The organism is Streptomyces sp. NPDC022910, assembly GCF_055561075.1.
The window spans coordinates 57,252-75,092 of sequence record NZ_JBVHHL010000020.1 but is presented as its reverse complement, the minus strand read 5'-3'; the positions used below and the strand labels follow the sequence as shown (position 1 = coordinate 75,092).

Annotated in this window: 18 protein-coding genes; 1 reads left to right on the top strand and 17 read right to left on the bottom strand. The window is 68.8% G+C overall.

The features are described 5' to 3' along the window. The first annotated feature begins 157 nt into the window (after nucleotides 1–157). On the top strand, nucleotides 158–1,981 hold the full coding sequence (locus ACZ3TS_RS20520; protein ID WP_467619760.1) for a glycosyl hydrolase family 18 protein: 1,824 nt from the start codon (nucleotides 158–160) through the stop codon (nucleotides 1,979–1,981). Nucleotides 1,982–2,006: 25 nt separating this feature from the next. Here ACZ3TS_RS20520 and ACZ3TS_RS20515 read toward each other — a convergent pair whose 3' ends face one another. The 17 genes from ACZ3TS_RS20515 to rpmE all read right to left on the bottom strand — a co-directional run bounded on the left by ACZ3TS_RS20515 (nucleotide 2,007) and on the right by rpmE (nucleotide 17,371). Then, nucleotides 2,007–2,453, bottom strand: a complete 447-nt coding sequence (locus ACZ3TS_RS20515) for a DUF2550 domain-containing protein (protein WP_467619757.1) — start codon at nucleotides 2,451–2,453, stop codon at nucleotides 2,007–2,009. 128 nt (nucleotides 2,454–2,581) lie between these two features. Further along, nucleotides 2,582–2,956 carry a F0F1 ATP synthase subunit epsilon gene (locus ACZ3TS_RS20510; RefSeq protein WP_467619756.1) on the bottom strand — a complete coding sequence of 125 codons (375 nt, stop codon included), beginning with the start codon at nucleotides 2,954–2,956 and terminating at the stop codon, nucleotides 2,582–2,584. Between the two features lie 132 nt (nucleotides 2,957–3,088). After that, complete coding sequence (gene atpD, locus ACZ3TS_RS20505) at nucleotides 3,089–4,525, bottom strand: F0F1 ATP synthase subunit beta (protein WP_467619754.1); 1,437 nt, start codon at nucleotides 4,523–4,525, stop codon at nucleotides 3,089–3,091. Next, entirely contained in the window at nucleotides 4,525–5,442 is a 918-nt protein-coding gene (locus ACZ3TS_RS20500) for a F0F1 ATP synthase subunit gamma (protein ID WP_467619753.1), read from the bottom strand. The genes atpD and ACZ3TS_RS20500 overlap by 1 nt, the downstream gene beginning before the upstream one ends. Before the next feature lie 21 nt (nucleotides 5,443–5,463). Further along, nucleotides 5,464–7,056 carry a F0F1 ATP synthase subunit alpha gene (gene atpA / locus ACZ3TS_RS20495; RefSeq protein WP_467619751.1) on the bottom strand — a complete coding sequence of 531 codons (1,593 nt, stop codon included), beginning with the start codon at nucleotides 7,054–7,056 and terminating at the stop codon, nucleotides 5,464–5,466. Nucleotides 7,057–7,171: 115 nt separating this feature from the next. Beyond that, a complete protein-coding gene (locus tag ACZ3TS_RS20490) occupies nucleotides 7,172–7,987 on the bottom strand; it encodes a F0F1 ATP synthase subunit delta (protein WP_467619749.1) in 816 nt (271 codons plus the stop codon). After that, nucleotides 7,984–8,532 carry a F0F1 ATP synthase subunit B gene (locus ACZ3TS_RS20485; protein ID WP_467619747.1) on the bottom strand — a complete coding sequence of 183 codons (549 nt, stop codon included), beginning with the start codon at nucleotides 8,530–8,532 and terminating at the stop codon, nucleotides 7,984–7,986. Before ACZ3TS_RS20485 ends, ACZ3TS_RS20490 begins: the two co-directional genes overlap by 4 nt. A gap of 39 nt (nucleotides 8,533–8,571) precedes the next feature. Continuing rightward, nucleotides 8,572–8,811, bottom strand: a complete 240-nt coding sequence (atpE, locus tag ACZ3TS_RS20480; RefSeq protein ID WP_046591560.1) for an ATP synthase F0 subunit C — start codon at nucleotides 8,809–8,811, stop codon at nucleotides 8,572–8,574. 77 nt (nucleotides 8,812–8,888) lie between these two features. Further along, nucleotides 8,889–9,659: a F0F1 ATP synthase subunit A gene (gene atpB, locus ACZ3TS_RS20475; protein WP_467619879.1), complete on the bottom strand. Its 771-nt coding sequence runs from the start codon at nucleotides 9,657–9,659 to the stop codon at nucleotides 8,889–8,891. Between the two features lie 273 nt (nucleotides 9,660–9,932). Continuing rightward, nucleotides 9,933–10,370 (bottom strand): hypothetical protein, encoded by a 438-nt coding sequence (locus ACZ3TS_RS20470; protein ID WP_467619745.1) that lies wholly within the window; start codon nucleotides 10,368–10,370, stop codon nucleotides 9,933–9,935. Nucleotides 10,371–10,668: 298 nt separating this feature from the next. Continuing rightward, a complete protein-coding gene (locus ACZ3TS_RS20465) occupies nucleotides 10,669–12,027 on the bottom strand; it encodes an MraY family glycosyltransferase (protein ID WP_467619742.1) in 1,359 nt (452 codons plus the stop codon). Between the two features lie 127 nt (nucleotides 12,028–12,154). Beyond that, on the bottom strand, nucleotides 12,155–13,396 hold the full coding sequence (locus ACZ3TS_RS20460) for a serine hydroxymethyltransferase (RefSeq protein ID WP_467619741.1): 1,242 nt from the start codon (nucleotides 13,394–13,396) through the stop codon (nucleotides 12,155–12,157). Nucleotides 13,397–13,695: 299 nt separating this feature from the next. Continuing rightward, nucleotides 13,696–14,364, bottom strand: coding sequence for an arsenate reductase/protein-tyrosine-phosphatase family protein (locus ACZ3TS_RS20455; protein WP_467619740.1), 669 nt, complete (start codon nucleotides 14,362–14,364; stop codon nucleotides 13,696–13,698). Then, nucleotides 14,361–15,008, bottom strand: coding sequence for an L-threonylcarbamoyladenylate synthase (locus ACZ3TS_RS20450; protein ID WP_467619737.1), 648 nt, complete (start codon nucleotides 15,006–15,008; stop codon nucleotides 14,361–14,363). Before ACZ3TS_RS20450 ends, ACZ3TS_RS20455 begins: the two co-directional genes overlap by 4 nt. Before the next feature lie 55 nt (nucleotides 15,009–15,063). Further along, nucleotides 15,064–15,909 (bottom strand): peptide chain release factor N(5)-glutamine methyltransferase, encoded by an 846-nt coding sequence (gene prmC / locus ACZ3TS_RS20445; protein WP_467619736.1) that lies wholly within the window; start codon nucleotides 15,907–15,909, stop codon nucleotides 15,064–15,066. 26 nt (nucleotides 15,910–15,935) lie between these two features. Further along, nucleotides 15,936–17,003 carry a peptide chain release factor 1 gene (gene prfA, locus ACZ3TS_RS20440; protein WP_467619735.1) on the bottom strand — a complete coding sequence of 356 codons (1,068 nt, stop codon included), beginning with the start codon at nucleotides 17,001–17,003 and terminating at the stop codon, nucleotides 15,936–15,938. A 146-nt stretch (nucleotides 17,004–17,149) separates the two neighbouring features. Continuing rightward, a complete protein-coding gene (gene rpmE, locus ACZ3TS_RS20435) occupies nucleotides 17,150–17,371 on the bottom strand; it encodes a 50S ribosomal protein L31 (protein ID WP_103838593.1) in 222 nt (73 codons plus the stop codon). Between the last annotated feature and the right edge of the window lie 470 nt (nucleotides 17,372–17,841).

The following is a 17,841-nucleotide window of genomic DNA, read 5'->3' as shown; positions in this document are numbered from 1 at the left end:
CCAAACCGCCGCCCCTTCACAGGAGTTGCGGGCTGCGAACGCCCACGGGGACAGTGGTCCAGACCTCTTGACCGATGGTCCAGACCTTTCTATTCTCGCGGCACTGCGGGCCTGATGGCTCAGTCATGCCCCCTACAACCCCACAAGGAGGCGCAGCATGCGCTTCAGACAGAGAGCCGCGGCAGGGTTCGCGACCCTGTTGCTCCCCCTGGCCGGACTGGTCGGCCTGGCGAGTCCCGCGCAGGCCGCGACGACCGCCACGGCCACCTACGCCAAGACCCAGGACTGGGGCACCGGCTTCGAAGGCAAGTGGACGGTCAAGAACACCGGGACCACCACCATCAACTCCTGGACGATCGAGTGGGACTTCCCCTCCGGTACGTCCGTCACCTCCGCCTGGGACGCGGACGTCACGTCCTCCGGCACCCACTGGACCGCCAAGAACAAGTCCTACAACGGCACTCTCGCCCCGGGCGCCTCCGTCTCCTTCGGCTTCAACGGCGCCGGCTCCGGATCGCCCTCCACCTGCAAGCTGAACGGCGGCAGTTGTGACGGCACCACGGTTCCCGGCGACACGGCGCCCTCTGCACCCGGCACTCCGACCGCCTCGAACATCACCGACACCTCGGTACAGCTCGGCTGGACCGCGGCCACCGACGACAAGGGCATCAAGAACTACGACGTCCTGCGTGACGGCACCAAGGTCGCCACCGTGACGACGACCTCGTACACGGACACCGGCCTGACCGCCGGCACCGACTACTCGTACACCGTCCAGGCCCGTGACACCGCGGACCAGACCGGGCCGGTCAGCGGCGCGGTCGCCGTGCACACCACCGGCGGCGGCACCACTCCCCCGCCCACCGGGAACAAGGTCAGGCTCGGCTACTTCACGGAGTGGGGCATCTACGGCCGCAACTACAACGTGAAGAACCTGGTGACGTCCGGGTCGGCCGCGAAGATCACGCACATCAACTACGCCTTCGGCAACGTCACCAACGGCCAGTGCGCGATCGGCGACTCCTACGCCGACTACGACAAGGCGTTCACCGCCGACCAGTCGGTGAGCGGCGTGGCCGACACCTGGGACCAGCCGCTGCGCGGCAACTTCAACCAGCTGCGCCAGCTGAAGGCCAAGTACCCGAACATCAAGGTGCTGTGGTCGTTCGGCGGCTGGACCTGGTCCGGCGGCTTCGCCCAGGCGGCGGCCAACCCGGCCGCGTTCGCGCAGTCCTGCTACAACCTGGTCGAGGACCCGCGCTGGGCCGACGTGTTCGACGGCATCGACATCGACTGGGAGTACCCGAACGCCTGCGGTCTGTCCTGCGACACCAGCGGCGCAGCGGCGTACAAGAACCTGATGTCCGCGCTGCGCGCCAAGTTCGGCACGAACAATCTGGTCACCTCGGCCGTCACCGCCGACGGCTCCTCGGGCGGCAAGATCGACGCCGCGGACTACGCGGGCGCGGCCCAGTACGTCGACTGGTACAACGTGATGACGTACGACTTCTTCGGCGCCTGGGCGGCCCAGGGCCCGACCGCCCCGCACTCTCCGCTCACCTCGTACAGCGGCATCCCGACGCAGGGCTTCACCACGGCCGACGCCATCGCCAAGTACAAGGCCAAGGGCGTGCCCGCGAGCAAGCTGCTCATCGGCATCGGATTCTACGGCCGCGGCTGGACCGGCGTCACCCAGGACGCCCCTGGCGGCACGGCCACGGGCGCGGCGGCCGGCACGTACGAACAGGGCATCGAGGACTACAAGGTGCTCAAGACGTCCTGCCCCGCAACCGGCACCGTCGCGGGCACGGCGTACGCGCACTGCGGCAGCAACTGGTGGTCGTACGACACCCCGGCCACCATCGGCACGAAGATGGCGTGGGCCAAGACCCAGGGTCTGGGCGGCGCGTTCTTCTGGGAGTTCAGCGGTGACACCAGTCACGGCGAGCTGGTGAGCGCAATCAACAGCGGACTGTCGTAAAGAAGTTCCCAACGAGTGAATGTGGCTATGCCACATTCACTCGTTGTCCGGGCGGAGCTGCCTCAAGCCACGCGAGGAAACCGGTCAGCGCATCCTCGCTCATCGCGAGTTCCAGGCGCGTGCCCCGGTGCAGACAGGTGAGGATCACGGCGTCGGAGAGCAGCGCCAGTTCCTCCTCGCCCTCGGGCAGCCGTCGGCCGGCCACCTCGATCGCGGAGCGTTCGAGGACGCGGCGGGGGCGCGGGGCGTACGAGAAGACGCGGTACCACTCGACGCGGTCACCGTTGTAGCGGGCGACTCCATAGCTCCAGCCCTTGCCATTGGTGTCGGGCTTCTCCGGCACGTCCCAACGCAGGCTGCAGTCGAAGGTCCCGCCGGAGCGCTGAATGAGCCTGCGGCGCAGGCCGAAGACGAACAGCCCCACCGCCACGAGTACGACGACAATTCCGCACACAGTCAGAGCGAGGACCATCGGCACCGACCTCCTCGTCTCCTAGGTAACGGAACGGAAAAAACACCCGCATTTGCCTCAGCCGCGACCGGTCCGGATTGCTCCGGTCCAGCCGCGGCTGAGTGTCGCGTCATTGCATAGCGCTGTGGTCAGCTCGCCGCCGCCGCACGCAGTCGGACGTCCGCGCGACGCTCCGCGGAGGCGTCGGCCTCCGCCTTCGCACGCTCGAGCGCCCGCTCCGCGCGCTGGACGTCGATCTCGTCCGACAGCTCGGCGATCTCGGCCAGCAGCGACAGCTTGTTGTCCGCGAACGAGATGAAACCGCCGTGCACCGCGGCGACGACCGTTCCACCATCACTCGTACGGATGGTCACCGGGCCCGACTCCAGCACACCGAGCAGCGGCTGGTGACCGGGCATGACGCCGATGTCGCCGGACGTGGTGCGCGCGACGACCAGGGTGGCCTCGCCGGACCAGACCTGGCGGTCGGCGGCGACCAGCTCGACGTGCAGCTCAGCAGCCAAGGGTGGCTCCTCGGGTCACCACCCGGCGGGTCTGCCGGGTGTTGGGATGAATTCTAGTAGGCGTACAGAGAGGGACGGGACGCGGGCCATTGGTCGGGCGCGGTCTCGTCCCTCTCCGTCACGAGCACGGCGTCAGGAGACGCCCAGCTCCTTCGCGTTCTTCTTCAGGTCGTCGATGCCACCGCACATGAAGAACGCCTGCTCCGGGAAGTGGTCGTACTCGCCGTCGATGATCGCGTTGAAGGCCGCGATCGACTCCTCCAGCGGGACGTCCGACCCGTCGACGCCGGTGAACTGCTTGGCGACGTGGGTGTTCTGGGACAGAAAGCGCTCCACACGGCGGGCCCGGTGGACGACGAGCTTGTCCTCCTCGCCGAGCTCGTCGATACCGAGGATCGCGATGATGTCCTGGAGGTCCTTGTACTTCTGCAGGATCGTCTTGACGCGCATGGCGGCGTCGTAGTGCTCCTGCGCGATGTAGCGCGGGTCCAGGATGCGGGACGTGGAGTCCAGCGGGTCCACGGCCGGGTAGATGCCCTTCTCGGAGATCGGACGGGAGAGAACCGTCGTCGCGTCGAGGTGGGCGAACGTGGTGGCCGGGGCCGGGTCGGTCAGGTCGTCGGCGGGGACGTAGATCGCCTGCATCGAGGTGATCGAGTGACCGCGGGTCGAGGTGATGCGCTCCTGGAGGAGACCCATCTCGTCGGCCAGGTTCGGCTGGTAACCCACCGCGGACGGCATACGGCCGAGCAGGGTGGAGACCTCGGAACCGGCCTGCGTGAAGCGGAAGATGTTGTCGATGAAGAACAGCACGTCCTGCTTCTGGACGTCACGGAAGTACTCGGCCATGGTGAGGCCGGCCAGCGCGACGCGCAGACGGGTGCCCGGGGGCTCGTCCATCTGACCGAAGACCAGCGCGGTCTTGTCGATGACGCCCGAGTCGGTCATCTCCTCGATGAGGTCGTTGCCCTCACGGGTGCGCTCACCGACACCGGCGAACACGGAGACACCGTCGTGGTTGTTGGCGACGCGGTAGATCATCTCCTGGATGAGCACCGTCTTGCCGACACCGGCGCCGCCGAACAGACCGATCTTGCCGCCCTTGACGTACGGGGTCAGCAGGTCGATGACCTTCACGCCGGTCTCGAACATCTCGGTCTTCGACTCGAGCTCGTCGAAGTTCGGCGCCTTGCGGTGGATCGGCCAACGCTCGCCGTCGTACTCCGCGTCGACGTTCAGCACCTCACCGAGGGTGTTGAACACCTTGCCCTTGGTGAAGTCGCCGACCGGGACGGAGATCGCCGCGCCGGTGTCCGTCACCGCAGCCTGGCGGACCAGACCGTCGGTGGGCTGCATGGAGATCGTCCGGACCACGCCGTCACCCAGGTGCTGGGCGACCTCCAGGGTCAGCGTCCGCTTCTCCCCCTCGTTGGCCGGGTCGAGGACCTCGACGTGAAGGGCGTTGTAGATGTCCGGGATCGCGTCGACGGGGAACTCCACGTCGACGACCGGGCCGATGACCCGCGCGACGCGGCCCGTCGCCGTGGCCGTCTCAACTGTGGTGGTCATTAGTAGTCACTCCCCGCGGTCGCGTCGGCCAGGGCGCTCGCGCCACCGACGATCTCGCTGATTTCCTGGGTGATTTCGGCCTGGCGGGCCGCGTTGGCAAGCCGGGTGAGATTCTCGATGAGCTCTCCGGCGTTGTCGGTGGCCGACTTCATCGCGCGCCGCGTGGCGGCGTGCTTCGAAGCGGCCGACTGGAGCAGCGCGTTGTAGATACGGCTCTCCACATAGCGCGGCAGCAGGGCGTCGAGGACGTCCTCCGCCGAGGGCTCGAAGTCGTACAGCGGGTGGATCTCGTCCTTGGCTGCCGACTCCTCCGCCACTTCCTCGAGGCTGAGCGGCAGCAGACGGGCGCCGAGCGCCGTCTGCGTCATCATCGAGACGAACTCGGTGTAGACGATGTGGAGTTCGTCCACCCCGCCGTCCCCCGTCTCCTTCTCGATGGCCTCGATGAGCGGAGCCGCGACCTTCTTGGCGTCCGCGTACGTCGGGTCGTCGGTGAAGCCCGTCCACGACTCCGCGATCTTGCGCTCACGGAAGTTGTAGTGGGCCACTCCGCGACGGCCGACGATGTACGTGTCGACCTGCTTGCCCTCGCGCTCCAGCAGCTCGGTCAGCTGCTCCGCCGCCTTGATCGCGTTGGAGTTGAAGGCGCCGGCCAGACCGCGGTCGCTCGTCAGGAGCAGCACGGCGGACCGCGTGACCGTCTCGGCCTGGGTGGTCAGCGGGTGCTTGGTGTTCGAGCCGGTGCCGACCGCCGTGACCGCGCGAGTGAGCTCGGTCGCGTACGGCGTGGAGGCCGCCACCTTGCGCTGCGCCTTGACGACGCGCGAGGCGGCGATCATCTCCATCGCCTTCGTGATCTTCTTGGTCGCGCTGACGGATCGGATGCGACGCTTGTAGACCCGGAGCTGGGCTCCCATGAGTCAGGTCCCTCCCTTACGTCACTTGGCGGCTACGGCCGGGGTGTCCTCGCCGAGCAGCTTGCCGTCCGAGGTCTCGAACTGCTTCTTGAACTCCGCGACGGCGTCGTCGATCGCCTGGATCGTCTCGTCCGGCATCTTGGCGCCCTCCTTGATGGAGGTCATGAGGCCCTGGTGCTTGCGGTGCAGGAAGTCCAGGAGCTCCCGCTCGAAGCGCCGGATGTCGGCGACCGGAACGTCGTCCATACGGCCGTTGGTGCCGGCCCAGATGGAGATGACCTGATCCTCGGTGGCCATCGGCTCGTACTGGTTCTGCTTCAGCAGCTCGACCATGCGCTGACCGCGCTCCAGCTGGGCCTTCGACGCGGCGTCCAGGTCGGAACCGAAGGCGGCGAACGCCTCCAGCTCGCGGAACTGGGCGAGGTCGACGCGCAGACGGCCGGAGACCTGGCGCATGGCCTTGTGCTGGGCGGAGCCACCGACGCGGGAGACCGAGATACCGACGTTCAGGGCCGGACGCTGACCGGCGTTGAACAGGTCGGACTCCAGGAAGCACTGGCCGTCGGTGATGGAGATGACGTTGGTCGGGATGAACGCCGAGACGTCGTTGGCCTTGGTCTCGACGATCGGCAGACCGGTCATCGAACCGGCACCCATGTCGTCGGAGAGCTTGGCGCAGCGCTCCAGCAGACGGGAGTGCAGGTAGAAGACGTCACCCGGGTAGGCCTCGCGGCCCGGCGGACGGCGCAGCAGCAGGGACACGGCGCGGTAGGCGTCGGCCTGCTTCGACAGGTCGTCGAAGATGATCAGGACGTGCTTGCCCTGGTACATCCAGTGCTGGCCGATGGCCGAACCAGTGTAGGGCGCCAGGTACTTGAAGCCGGCCGGGTCGGATGCCGGGGCGGCGACGATGGTCGTGTACTCCAGCGCGCCGTTCTCCTCCAGCGCGCGGCGCACCGACGCGATGGTGGAGCCCTTCTGGCCGATGGCGACGTAGATGCAGCGGACCTGCTTCTTCGGGTCGCCCGAGCGCCAGTTGTCGCGCTGGTTGATGATCGTGTCGACGGCCAGGGCGGTCTTGCCGGTCTGACGGTCACCGATGATCAGCTGGCGCTGACCACGGCCGATCGGGGTCATCGCGTCGACGGCCTTGTAGCCCGTCTCCATCGGCTCGTGCACCGACTTGCGCTGCATGACCGTGGGGGCCTGCAGCTCGAGGGCGCGGCGGCCGTCGGTCTCGATCTCGCCGAGGCCGTCGATCGGGTTGCCGAGCGGGTCGACGACACGGCCGAGGTAGCCCTCGCCGACCGCGACCGAGAGAACCTCACCGGTGCGCTGCACCGGCTGGCCCTCCTCGATGCCGCTGAACTCACCGAGGACGATGGCACCGATCTCGCGCTCCTCGAGGTTGAGGGCGAGGCCGAGGGTGCCGTCCTCGAACTTCAGCAGTTCGTTGGCCATGGCCGAGGGCAGACCCTCGACCTTCGCGATGCCGTCGCCGGCAAGGGTGACCGTACCGACCTCCTCGCGCGAGGCCGCGTCCGGCTTGTACGACTGGACGAAGTTCTCCAGTGCGTCCCGGATCTCCTCCGGCCGGATCGTGAGCTCCGCCATCTGGGTTCCCTGCTCTCCTTGTTGGGCCCGAAGTTTCTGTGGGGGTCTGGGGGCGACCCCCAGGAATCCTCTGCACGGCCCAACTCGGGCCGTAGTACTGCGTATGGAGTTGCTGCTAGCTCGCCATGCGACGGCGGGCGTCCTCCAGGCGGTCCGCGAGCGAACCGTTGATGACCTCGTCACCGACCTGCACCCGGATCCCGCCGAGGACCTCGGGGTCCACGTCGAGGTTCAGGTGCATCTGGCGGCCGTAGAGCTTGGCCAGTGCGGCACCGAGGCGCCGCTTCTGGGTGTCGCTCAGCGGAACCGCCGAAGTGACGACGGCGACCACGCGGTCACGGCGCGCGGCCGCGAGCTTGGACAGGGACTCGAGTCCCGCTTCCAGGCTACGTCCCCGCGGCGCGGTCACAAGACGCGTCACCAGACGCTCGGTCGTCACGTTGGCGCGGCCGCCGAGGAGCCGGTGCAGCAGCTCGATCTTGGCCGAGACGCTCGCGGCGCGGTCGGTCAGCGCGGCGCGCAGCTCGGTGTTCGAGGAGACGATCCGGCTGAACCGGAACAGCTCGTCCTCGACGTCGTCGAGCGCGTCCGCCTTCTCGGCGGCGGTGAGGTCGGCGAGGCTCGCCAGTTCCTCCAGCGCGTCCACCAGGTCACGCGGCTGCGACCAGCGGGAACGCACCGTGCCGGACACCAGGTCCACGGCCGGCCCGCCGACCTGGGCTCCGAGCAGGCGCTGGACCAGTTCGGCCTTGGCCTCGCCGGGCTGCGCCGGGTCGGTCAGGACCCGACGCAGCGACGACTCGCGGTGGAGCAGCGCGGTGACGGCGGCCAGCTCGTCGGCGAGCTGCGCCGCGTCCACGGACGTCGAGTCCGTCAGCGCGTCCAGACGCTCGCGTGCGGCAGCCAGGGCCTCGCGGCTCGCTCCGTTCATCGCGCGGCCTCGGCCTTCTCCTCGAGCTCATCGAGGAAGCGGTCGATGACGCGGCTCTGCCGGGCGTGGTCGTCGAGGGACTCGCCGACGAGCTTGCCGGCGAGCTCGGTCGCCAGCCGGCCGACGTCCTGGCGCAGAGCCTGCGCCGCGGCCTTGCGGTCGGCCTCGATCTGCGTGTGACCGGCGACGACGATCTCCTCGCGCTGCCGCTGGCCTTCCGCGCGCATCTCGGCGATGAGAGCGGCGCCCTGCTCCTGCGCCTCCTGGCGCAGCCGCGCGGCCTCGTGCCGGGCTTCGGCGAGCTGAGCCTTGTACTGCTCAAGCACGCTCTGGGCCTCGACCTTCATGGCGTCGGCCTCTTCGATGCCGCCTTCGATCGCCGCGCGGCGCTCCTCGAGAACCTTGTTGATGTTCGGAAGCGCCTTCTTCCAGAAGAAGAAGAACACGATGGCGAAGGCGATGGTGCCGACGAGCAGCTCAGGGCCCGGCGGGAGGAGGGGGTTCTGCTTCTCCTCAGCCGCCAGCTGAACCAGGTTGGCGATCACATCAGTGCCTTTCGTCTATACGTGTCGGTGAGTAGGTGATTACTGACCGAACACGAACGGCATAACGATGCCGATGAGGGCGAGCGCCTCACAGAAGGCGAAGCCGAGGATCTGGTTGGCTCGGATCAGACCGGCCGCCTCGGGCTGACGGGCCAGAGCCTGGGTGCCGTTACCGAAGATGATGCCGATACCGATACCGGGGCCGATGGCGGCGAGGCCGTAACCGATGGAGCCGAGGGAACCGGAGACGCCGGCGGCGAGGTCGATGGCAGCGGACATGCCGTTTCTTCCTTCTCTTTTACGGACCGGTGGGGGTTGGCCACCGGACGACTTGGGGCTGGGGTGGAGCGGAGCGGTCAGTGGTGCTCGGCGAGAGCGCCCTGAACGTAGGAGCAGGCCAGCAGCACGAACACGTACGCCTGGACGACCTGTACGAAGAGCTCGAAGAGGATCATGATCACGGTCATGACGAACGAGACGCCCGCGGCCGGGATCATGTAGCTGTTCAGCAGGTACCAGGAGGCGACCGTGAACATCGCCAGCAGCAGGTGGCCGGCGAACATGTTGGCGAACAGTCGGACCGCGTGCGTGAACGGACGGACCAGGACGTTCGAGAAGAACTCGATGACCACGACGAGCGGCAGCACCGGGCCGAGCGACTTGTCGTAACCGGTGAGGTTCTTCAGACCGCCCACGAAGCCGTGCTTCCTGAAGGTGAGCGAGAGCCAGACGATGTAGACGACCGCGGCGAGCACCGCCGGGTACGCGATGATCGACGACACCGGGAACTGGGCGAGCGGGATCACGGACCAGATGTTCATGATCCAGATGAAGAAGAACAGCGAGACCATGAGCGGGACGTACTTCTCGCCCTCGCGCTTGCCGAGCGTCTCGTAGACGATGCCGCGGCGCACGAAGTCGTAGCCGGCCTCGCCCACCAGCTGGAGCTTGCCCGGGATCACCTTGGCCTTGCCGAAGGCCGCCCAGAAGAAGCCGACGACGACGGCGGTGGCGATGAAGGCGAGCAGCATCACCTTGTTGAACTCGAACCCGCCGACCGTGGCGATCGGCTCGAAGAGGAACGAGTGCAGGCCCGGAGCCGGAAAGCCACACCCGTTGTCGGACAGGATCCGACAACTCCAGTCAAAGGCGAGCTGGGTCTGGTCAGCACTCACCACGGGCTCCTTCGGCGTGACGCATGGGTACGGCAACCTCGTTGTGTCGGCGCGGCGCGCAGCCGCGGATCGGCACCGGACTGGTGTTACGGATGTAGGGGCGGCTGGGGGGCATCGAGCCTCGCGATTGAGCAGGCGTCAGCTCAGGTGCCCGCGCCCGCGATGCCGCAGTTGGCACCGGACGATAGCAGGATCTCTCACACGTCTTTATCCCGGCCCTACCCCTCACGACGTAGAGCCCGCCTTCTCCGACGTCTCGCTCTTCCGGGAGTCCGGGTCGACGTAGAACATCTTGGCCTTGATGTGCGCACGAGCCTGCGCGGCCATCCACACGACGGTCGCGACGACGAGCGCGAGCGCGAACGCCTTCGCGTTGAAGAGAGAGGTGTCCTTGAAGAGGCCCACGAAGATCAAGAGCAGCAGGAGCTGGGCGACATAGAGCATCAGCCCCATGGCCTGGAACAGGTGCGGGAGCGTTTTTGCCGTCCACTGCAGGACGTACAGGCCGATCCCCATGAAGAGGACGGCCAGCACCACGCCGACAGCCGCGCCGAGCGCCCCCTTGCCCCCTGCGACCACACCGCTCACGGCTACGGCGATCACGCCGACGGCCGCGGTGGGCACAGCGGTCTGCAGAAGGTTCCGGGCGTCATTGGACGGCATGGCGGCAACTCCGCTTACTGAAGGGGGCAGGGTGTCGTCATGGACGAGCGTAGTCCCGGGCCGAGTGGGGTCCTCACGCCGAGGGTCCATCGCACTGGATCCTTCGGCTCTGTCCCGGGGCTCTCGTGAACGGTATCACAAACTATTTGATGCGGTCTTTACCTAGGTGGTGTGCCCACTGTCACACATGAGAGTGAACCTGCGCGTCTGCGCGGATGCCACGGCGGCTTGTCTGGTATTGAGGCTCTTTGCACCGTCATGCGTTGGCAACGCGTTAGTCAGATTCTTACCTTGGGCATCAGCGCGACGACTCGGCCTTGCGACGGTCCAGGCCGGCACGGGGGCCGATGGCCGTGGCGCCGTTGACTCCTGAGACCCCCGAGACCCTTGATACGCCCACGCCGACCGGGGTGCGGTGCTCCCGCTCGGGGTCCGGCAGGCCCTCCGCCTCGTACCCGGCGACCGCCGCCGGGGCCAGGGCGGCGCGGCGGCGACGGCGGTAGCGCGGGGGCACGAAGGCCTCCGCCCAGCGCGGGGCGCGCGGAGTGAACCTCGGCAGCAGAAGCAGGATGAGGCCGACCGCACTCAGCACCACGATGCCGAGCACGATCCACAGGGACGCCGAGTTCACGGAGTACCCCAGGGCGCCGAAGGCGATGAGCGCCGACCAGAAGTACATGATCAGCACGGCCCGGCTGTGCGAGTGGCCGATCTCCAGGAGCCGGTGGTGCAGATGCCCGCGGTCGGCCGCGAACGGCGACTGGCCGCGCCAGGTGCGGCGCACGATCGCGAGGACGAGATCGGCGGCCGGGACGGCGATGATCGTCAGCGGGAGCAGCAGCGGAATGTAGACGGGAACGGTCTGGTGGACCGTCGCGCGCTCCGAACCCGAGAAGAGGTTCATCGCGTCCGGGTCCACCTGCCCGGTGATCGAGATGGCCCCGGCGGCGAGCACGAGCCCGATCAGCATCGACCCCGAGTCGCCCATGAAGATCCGCGCGGGATGCATGTTGTGCGGCAGGAAGCCCAGGCACATGCCCATCAGGATGGCCGCGAACAGGGTCGCCGGAGCCGCGGCCTCCAGCCCGTAGCCGTACCAGATCCGGTACGCGTACATGAAGAACGCGGCCGACGCGATGCACACCATGCCGGCGGCGAGGCCGTCGAGGCCGTCGACGAAGTTGACCGCGTTGATCGTGATGACGACCAGTGCCACGGTCAGCAGGGTGCCCTGCCACTGGGTGAGCGAGACGGTGCCCACGCCCGGGACGGGCAGCCACAGGATCGTCAGACCCTGCATGACCATCACGCCCGCGGCGATCATCTGGCCACCCAGCTTGATCAGGGCGTCGATCTCGAACTTGTCGTCCAGCACGCCGATCAGCCAGATGAGCGCGGCCCCCGACAGCAGCGCCCGCGGCTCGTTCGACTTGGCGAAGACCTCGTTGAGGTTCTTGAGGTGGTCGGCGACCAGCAGGCCGGCGCACAGGCCGAAGAACATGGCGATACCGCCGAGCCGGGGAGTCGGTTCCCGGTGCACGTCACGGGCCCGGATCTCCGGCATGGCTCCGGCCACGATCGCGAACTTGCGTACCGGCCCTGTCAGCAGATACGTCACCGCGGCCGTGATGCAGAGCGTCAGCAGGTATTCACGCACGGGCTTCCCCACAGGTCTCGCTGAACATCCTCAGCCCCACACCCTAGCTTCGCGTGCATATGGTTGAGGACAAACGGGTAGCGACGATGGTTGCACGCGTGGCTGTGTACTCGGCTGCGCCTACCCCCTACCGGCCGGGATACGGCGGAAATCTACCGGTCAGCTCCCGCACTTCTTCACGCACTTTTTTCGCGTCCGCCTCGTCGCGCAGCACCGACGCGAACAGCTCCGCGATGTACGTCATCTCGGCCTCGCCCATGCCCTGCGTCGTCAGGGCGGCGGTGCCGAGACGCAGGCCGCGGGCGTCGCCGTGGGGCAGCGCACAGGTGTCCAGGATCATGCCGGCCGCCGCGAGCCGTCCCCGTGCGGTACGGCCGTCCACACCGAGCGGGGCGGGATCCACGGTCAGCAGATGGGTGTCGGTGCCGCCGGTGGTGATCGCCAGTCCCTCGGCGCCCAGGGCCGCCGCGAGCCGCCGGGCGTTGGCCACCACCTGATGGGCGTACACGGCGAAGGGCTCCGTCGACGCCTCCCCGAACGCGACGGCCTTGGCCGCGATGGCGTGCATCTGGGCGCCGCCCTGGGTGAACGGGAAGACCGCCCGGTCGACACGCTCGGCCAGTTCGCTGCCGCACAGGATCATGCCGCCGCGCGGGCCGCGCAGCACCTTGTGCGTGGTGGCGCAGACGACGTCGGCGTACGGCACCGGGCTGGGCGCCGCTCCCCCGGCGACCAGCCCGATCGGATGGGCGGCGTCCGCGATGAGGTACGCGCCCACCTCGTCGGCGACGTCCCGGAAGAAGGCGTAGTCGATGTGGCGCGGATAGGCGATGGACCCGCAGACGATGGCTTTGGGGCGGTGCGTACGGGCGAGGGCGCGCACCTGCTCGTGGTCGATGAGCCCGGAGTCCGCCTCCACGCCGTAGCCGACGAAGTCGAACCATCGGCCGGAGAAGTTGGCGGGCGAGCCGTGCGTGAGGTGTCCGCCGTGCGGCAGCCCCAGGGCGAGCACGGTGTCGCCCGGCCTGAGCAGGGCGGCGTACGCGGCGAGCATCGCGGACGATCCCGAGTGCGACTGCACATTGGCGTGCTCGGTCCCGAACAGCGCCTTGGCCCGCTCCACGGCGATGCGCTCGGCGACGTCGGCGATCTCGCACCCGCCGTGGTACCGGGCGCCGGGATACCCCTCGGCGTACTTGTTGGCGAGCGGGGAGCCGAGGGCGGCGAGCACCGCGGGCGAGGTGAAGTTCTCGGCGGCGATGAGCTGGAGCGTCGTCGACTGCCGGGCGAGTTCCCCGAGGAGGATCTCGGCCACTTCGGGGTCCTGCCGACGCAGGACGTCGGCCTCAAGGGTGTGCGTGACCGCCATGGTGGGCTCCGGGCGTCGGGAACGTACGTCCAATGTAGGCCCGGGACCCCCGAGACGCCGGTCGTCACGTGCACAGGTACGCCCGTGGGCGTGACGAGACGGTCCGTGGGCGGCCCCACGCCACCAGGCCGTCCCTCCGGTGGACCAGCGACATCACTGGGACAAGGGGAGACCTGCGTGAACCGGACCCGCGCGGGCACACCCGTCGGCGCCTGTCCGGAGTCGAGCGGGCGACCGCGTTCGCCTCGGCACAGCGGGCCTCTCCGTGGCGCCCTTGCCCGTCGGGCCAAGGTCCACGATCAGGCCCGGGCGGGAACGCCCGTCAGTGCCGTCACCACCGGGTCCACCGCCTGGTGGATCTCGTCCCCGACCGACCGGAAGAACGTGAGCGGCGCCCCGTAGGGGTCGTAGACCTCGTCCGCCTCGGCCGTCGGGGCCAGGAGCCAGCCGCGCAGAGCCGCCGCCGCACGGACCAGGGCGCGGGCGCGGGCGACCACGCCGTCCTCCAGCGGAGGCAGCGTGGCGGGGTCTATCGCGCGGACGAGGCGGGTGAACTCCTTCAGCGTGAAGGTGCGCAGGCCCGCCGAGTGGCCCATGGAGATGACCTGGGCACGATGGTCCCGAGTCGCGGTCAGGACCAGGTCGGCGCGGATGACGTGCTCGTCCAGGAGTTCCCGGCCCACGAAGCCGGAGGCGTCCGCGCCGAAGTCGGCCAGGACCGTCTCCGCATTCGCCTCCATGGGCGCGCCCTCGTGGCCCCAGGTGCCCGCGCTCTCCACGATCAGCCCACCCCACAGCGGGTCGCCGAGCCGGTCCGCCAGGGCATGGCGGGTCAGCCGCTCGGTGATCGGCGAGCGGCACACGTTGCCGGTGCTGACGTGGAGGATGCGGAAAGTGTCGCGGGGCAGTCCAAAGGTCCCCGTCTCGTCCCCGTTGCCTATGCCACGCCCCGCGTCAGGGGCTGTCAATTCGCCACCTCGAGGTCGGGTACGACCTTGCGCAGCTCGTCGGCGGACAGAGCTCCGGCCCGGAGCAGCACCGGCACCTTGCCCGTGACGTCGACGATCGAGGACGGGACGTTGCCGGGGGTCGGGCCGCCGTCCAGGTAGACGGAGACCGAGTCGCCGAGCATCTCCTGCGCGGCCTCGCAGTTCTCCGGCGCCGGGTGGCCGGTCAGGTTCGCGGAGGAGACTGCCATGGGGCCGACCTCGGTCAGCAGCTCGATGGCGACCGGGTGCAGCGGCATGCGCACGGCCACGGTGCCACGGGTGTCCCCCAGGTCCCACTGCAGGGACGGCTGGTGCCGTGCGACGAGCGTGAGGGCGCCCGGCCAGAACGCGTCGACCAGCTCCCAGGCCATCTCGGAGAAGTCCGTGACGAGGCCGTGCAGCGTGTTCGGGGAGCCGATGAGGACGGGCGTGGGCATGTTGCGACCCCGGCCCTTGGCCTGGAGCAGGTCGGCCACGGCCTCCGAGGAGAACGCGTCGGCGCCGATGCCGTACACGGTGTCGGTCGGCAGCACCACGAGTTCGCCACGGCGGACGGCGGACGCGGCTTCACGCAGACCGGTCGCGCGGTCGGTCACGTCGTTGGTGTCGTATCGCCGTGCCATCTTCAGCTGGCCTCCTCGTACACGTACTGCTGCGGAAAGAGAGTCTTCGGGGTGCTCACGGCAGCGCCCTGCGGGCGGTCGCGAAGCGCGGGCGGTTGTTGAGGTCGGGGTGGTCGGCCGCGTCGGCCCAGCCCCGCTCCTCGGTGAAGATCCACGGAACCTGGCCGCCCTGGGTGTCGGCGTGCTCGATGACGACGACGCCGCCGGGGCGCAGCAGCCGGTGCGCGGTGCGCTCCAGGCCGCGGATGAGGTCGAGGCCGTCCTCGCCGGAGAACAGGGCCAGCTCCGGGTCGTAGTCCCGGGCCTCGGGCGCGACGTACTCCCATTCGGTGAGCGGGATGTACGGCGGGTTGGAGATCACGAGGTCGACCTGGCCGTCGAGGTCGTGGAACGCGTCCAGGGCGTTGCCCTGGCGCAGGTCGACCCTGGATCCCTCCATGTTCTTTCGGGTCCACTGGAGGGCGTCCTCGGACAGCTCCACGGCGTGCACGCGGGAGCGCGGCACCTCCTGGGCCAGGGCGAGCGCGATGGCCCCCGAGCCGGTGCACAGGTCCACGATCAGCGGCTCGACGACGTCCATCGCGCGCACCGCGTCTATGGCCCAGCCGACGACCGACTCGGTCTCCGGGCGCGGGACGAAGACCCCCGGCCCGACCTGGAGCTCCAGGTACCGGAAGTAGGCGAGCCCGGTGATGTGCTGGAGCGGCTCGCGGGCCTCGCGACGGGCGATGACCTCCCAGTAGCGGGCGTCGAAGTCCGCGTCCTTCACGGAGTGCAGCTCGCCCCGCTTGACGCCGTGCACGAACGCGGCGAGCTCCTCCGCGTCGTTGCGCGGCGAGGGCACGCCGGCGTCGGCCAGCCGCTGGGTGGCCTGGGCCACCTCCGCGAGCAGCAGGTTCACGCTGGTCCTCCGGTTGTGTACGTGCCTTACGCGGCCGCGAGCTTGGCGGCCGAGTCCGCGTCGACGCAGGCCTGGATCACCGCGTCGAGGTCGCCGTCCAGGACCTGATCCAGGTTGTACGCCTTGAAGCCGACGCGGTGGTCCGAGATGCGGTTCTCCGGGAAGTTGTACGTGCGGATCTTCTCGGAGCGGTCGACGGTGCGGACCTGGCTGCGGCGGGCGTCGGCGGCCTCCTTCTCCGCCTCCTCCTGCGCCATGGCGAGCAGCCTGGAGCGCAGGATACGCATCGCCTGCTGCTTGTTCTGCAACTGGCTCTTCTCGTTCTGGCAGGAGGCGACGACACCCGTCGGGATGTGCGTGATGCGCACGGCGGAGTCGGTCGTGTTGACGGACTGGCCACCCGGACCGGAGGAGCGGTAGACGTCGATGCGGAGGTCGTTCGGGTTGATCTCCACGTCGACCTCTTCCGCCTCCGGCGTGACCAGCACACCGGCCGCGGAGGTGTGGATACGGCCCTGGGACTCGGTCGCGGGCACCCGCTGCACGCGGTGCACGCCGCCCTCGTACTTCAGGCGAGCCCACACACCCTGGCCCGGTTCGCTCTGCCCCCGGGTCTTCACGGCGACCTGGACGTCCTTGTAGCCGCCGAGCTCGGACTCGGTGGAGTCGATGATCTCGGTCTTCCATCCGATGCGCTCGGCGTAGCGCAGGTACATGCGCAGCAGGTCGCCGGCGAAGAGCGCCGACTCGTCACCGCCGGCACCCGCCTTGATCTCCAGGATGACGTCCTTGTCGTCGCTGGGGTCGCGCGGGATGAGCAGGAAGCGCAGCTTCTCGGTCAGTTCCTCGCGCTGCTTCTCCAGGTCCTTGACCTCGGCGGCGAAGTCCGGGTCGTCGGCCGCCAGTTCGCGGGCGGTTCCGACGTCGTCGCCGGCCTGCTTCCAGGAGCGGTACGTGGCGACGATCGGAGTCAGCTCGGCGTAGCGCTTGTTGAGCTTGCGCGCATTCGCCTGGTCGGCGTGGACCGACGGATCCGCGAGCTTCTTCTCCAGGTCGGCGTGCTCACCGACCAGTTCCTCGACGGCCTCGAACATCTCCGGCTCCCATGGGATGTCCCCCGCCCGACCGGGGCGTGGGGGACGTAGTACGACGATTGGTGGCTGCACCGCAAAGCGCCGGTCCCGGCGCCCCCGCTTCGTGCGTGAAAACGGGAGCACCGGAGACCGGCGCTGTGGGCTCGCTACTTCTTGGCAGCGGCAGCCTTGCCGAAGCGGGCCTCGAAGCGGGCCACACGGCCACCGGTGTCGAGGATCTTCTGCTTGCCCGTGTAGAACGGGTGGCACTCGGAGCAGACCTCGGCCCGGATGGTGCCGGACTCGATCGTGCTACGGGTGGTGAACGACGCGCCGCAGGTGCAGCTGACCTGCGTCTCGACGTACGCGGGGTGGATGTCGCGCTTCAAGGTGTCTCCTAGATTCCGGGAGGGCGCCGGGTCGCAGCCGCGGGATGCGGCAGCGTGAACCGGAGCCGACGTACCAGTCTGCCAGGACTGACCGCATCCCCAAAACCGGGGGCACAAGTGATCTATTCCCACCAGGGGCGCCGACGAGGGCTGGGCGAACGACGCGGACGGGCCGGGAAGCGCTCGTGCGGCCCCGGGCGAGACCGGACGACCACCGGCCCGGGACGGGCGGGTTCCGGCAGTCCATGGGCCCGGCGCGCACCGAGAAACAGCCGTCCGGGACCAAGCCCAAGACGGCGGGCCCCGGGCGGGCACCGGAAACCCCCCGCGCCGAACCAGGCCCAAGGCCACAGCCCCGGCAGACACCGGAAAGCGCTGCCCCGACCAGGCCGGAAGCCCTGTGACGAGGCGGGCGTGGCCCCGGCGCGGCTCGGATGCGCATCAGGCCCACCTGCTTCTGGGACGCCGAC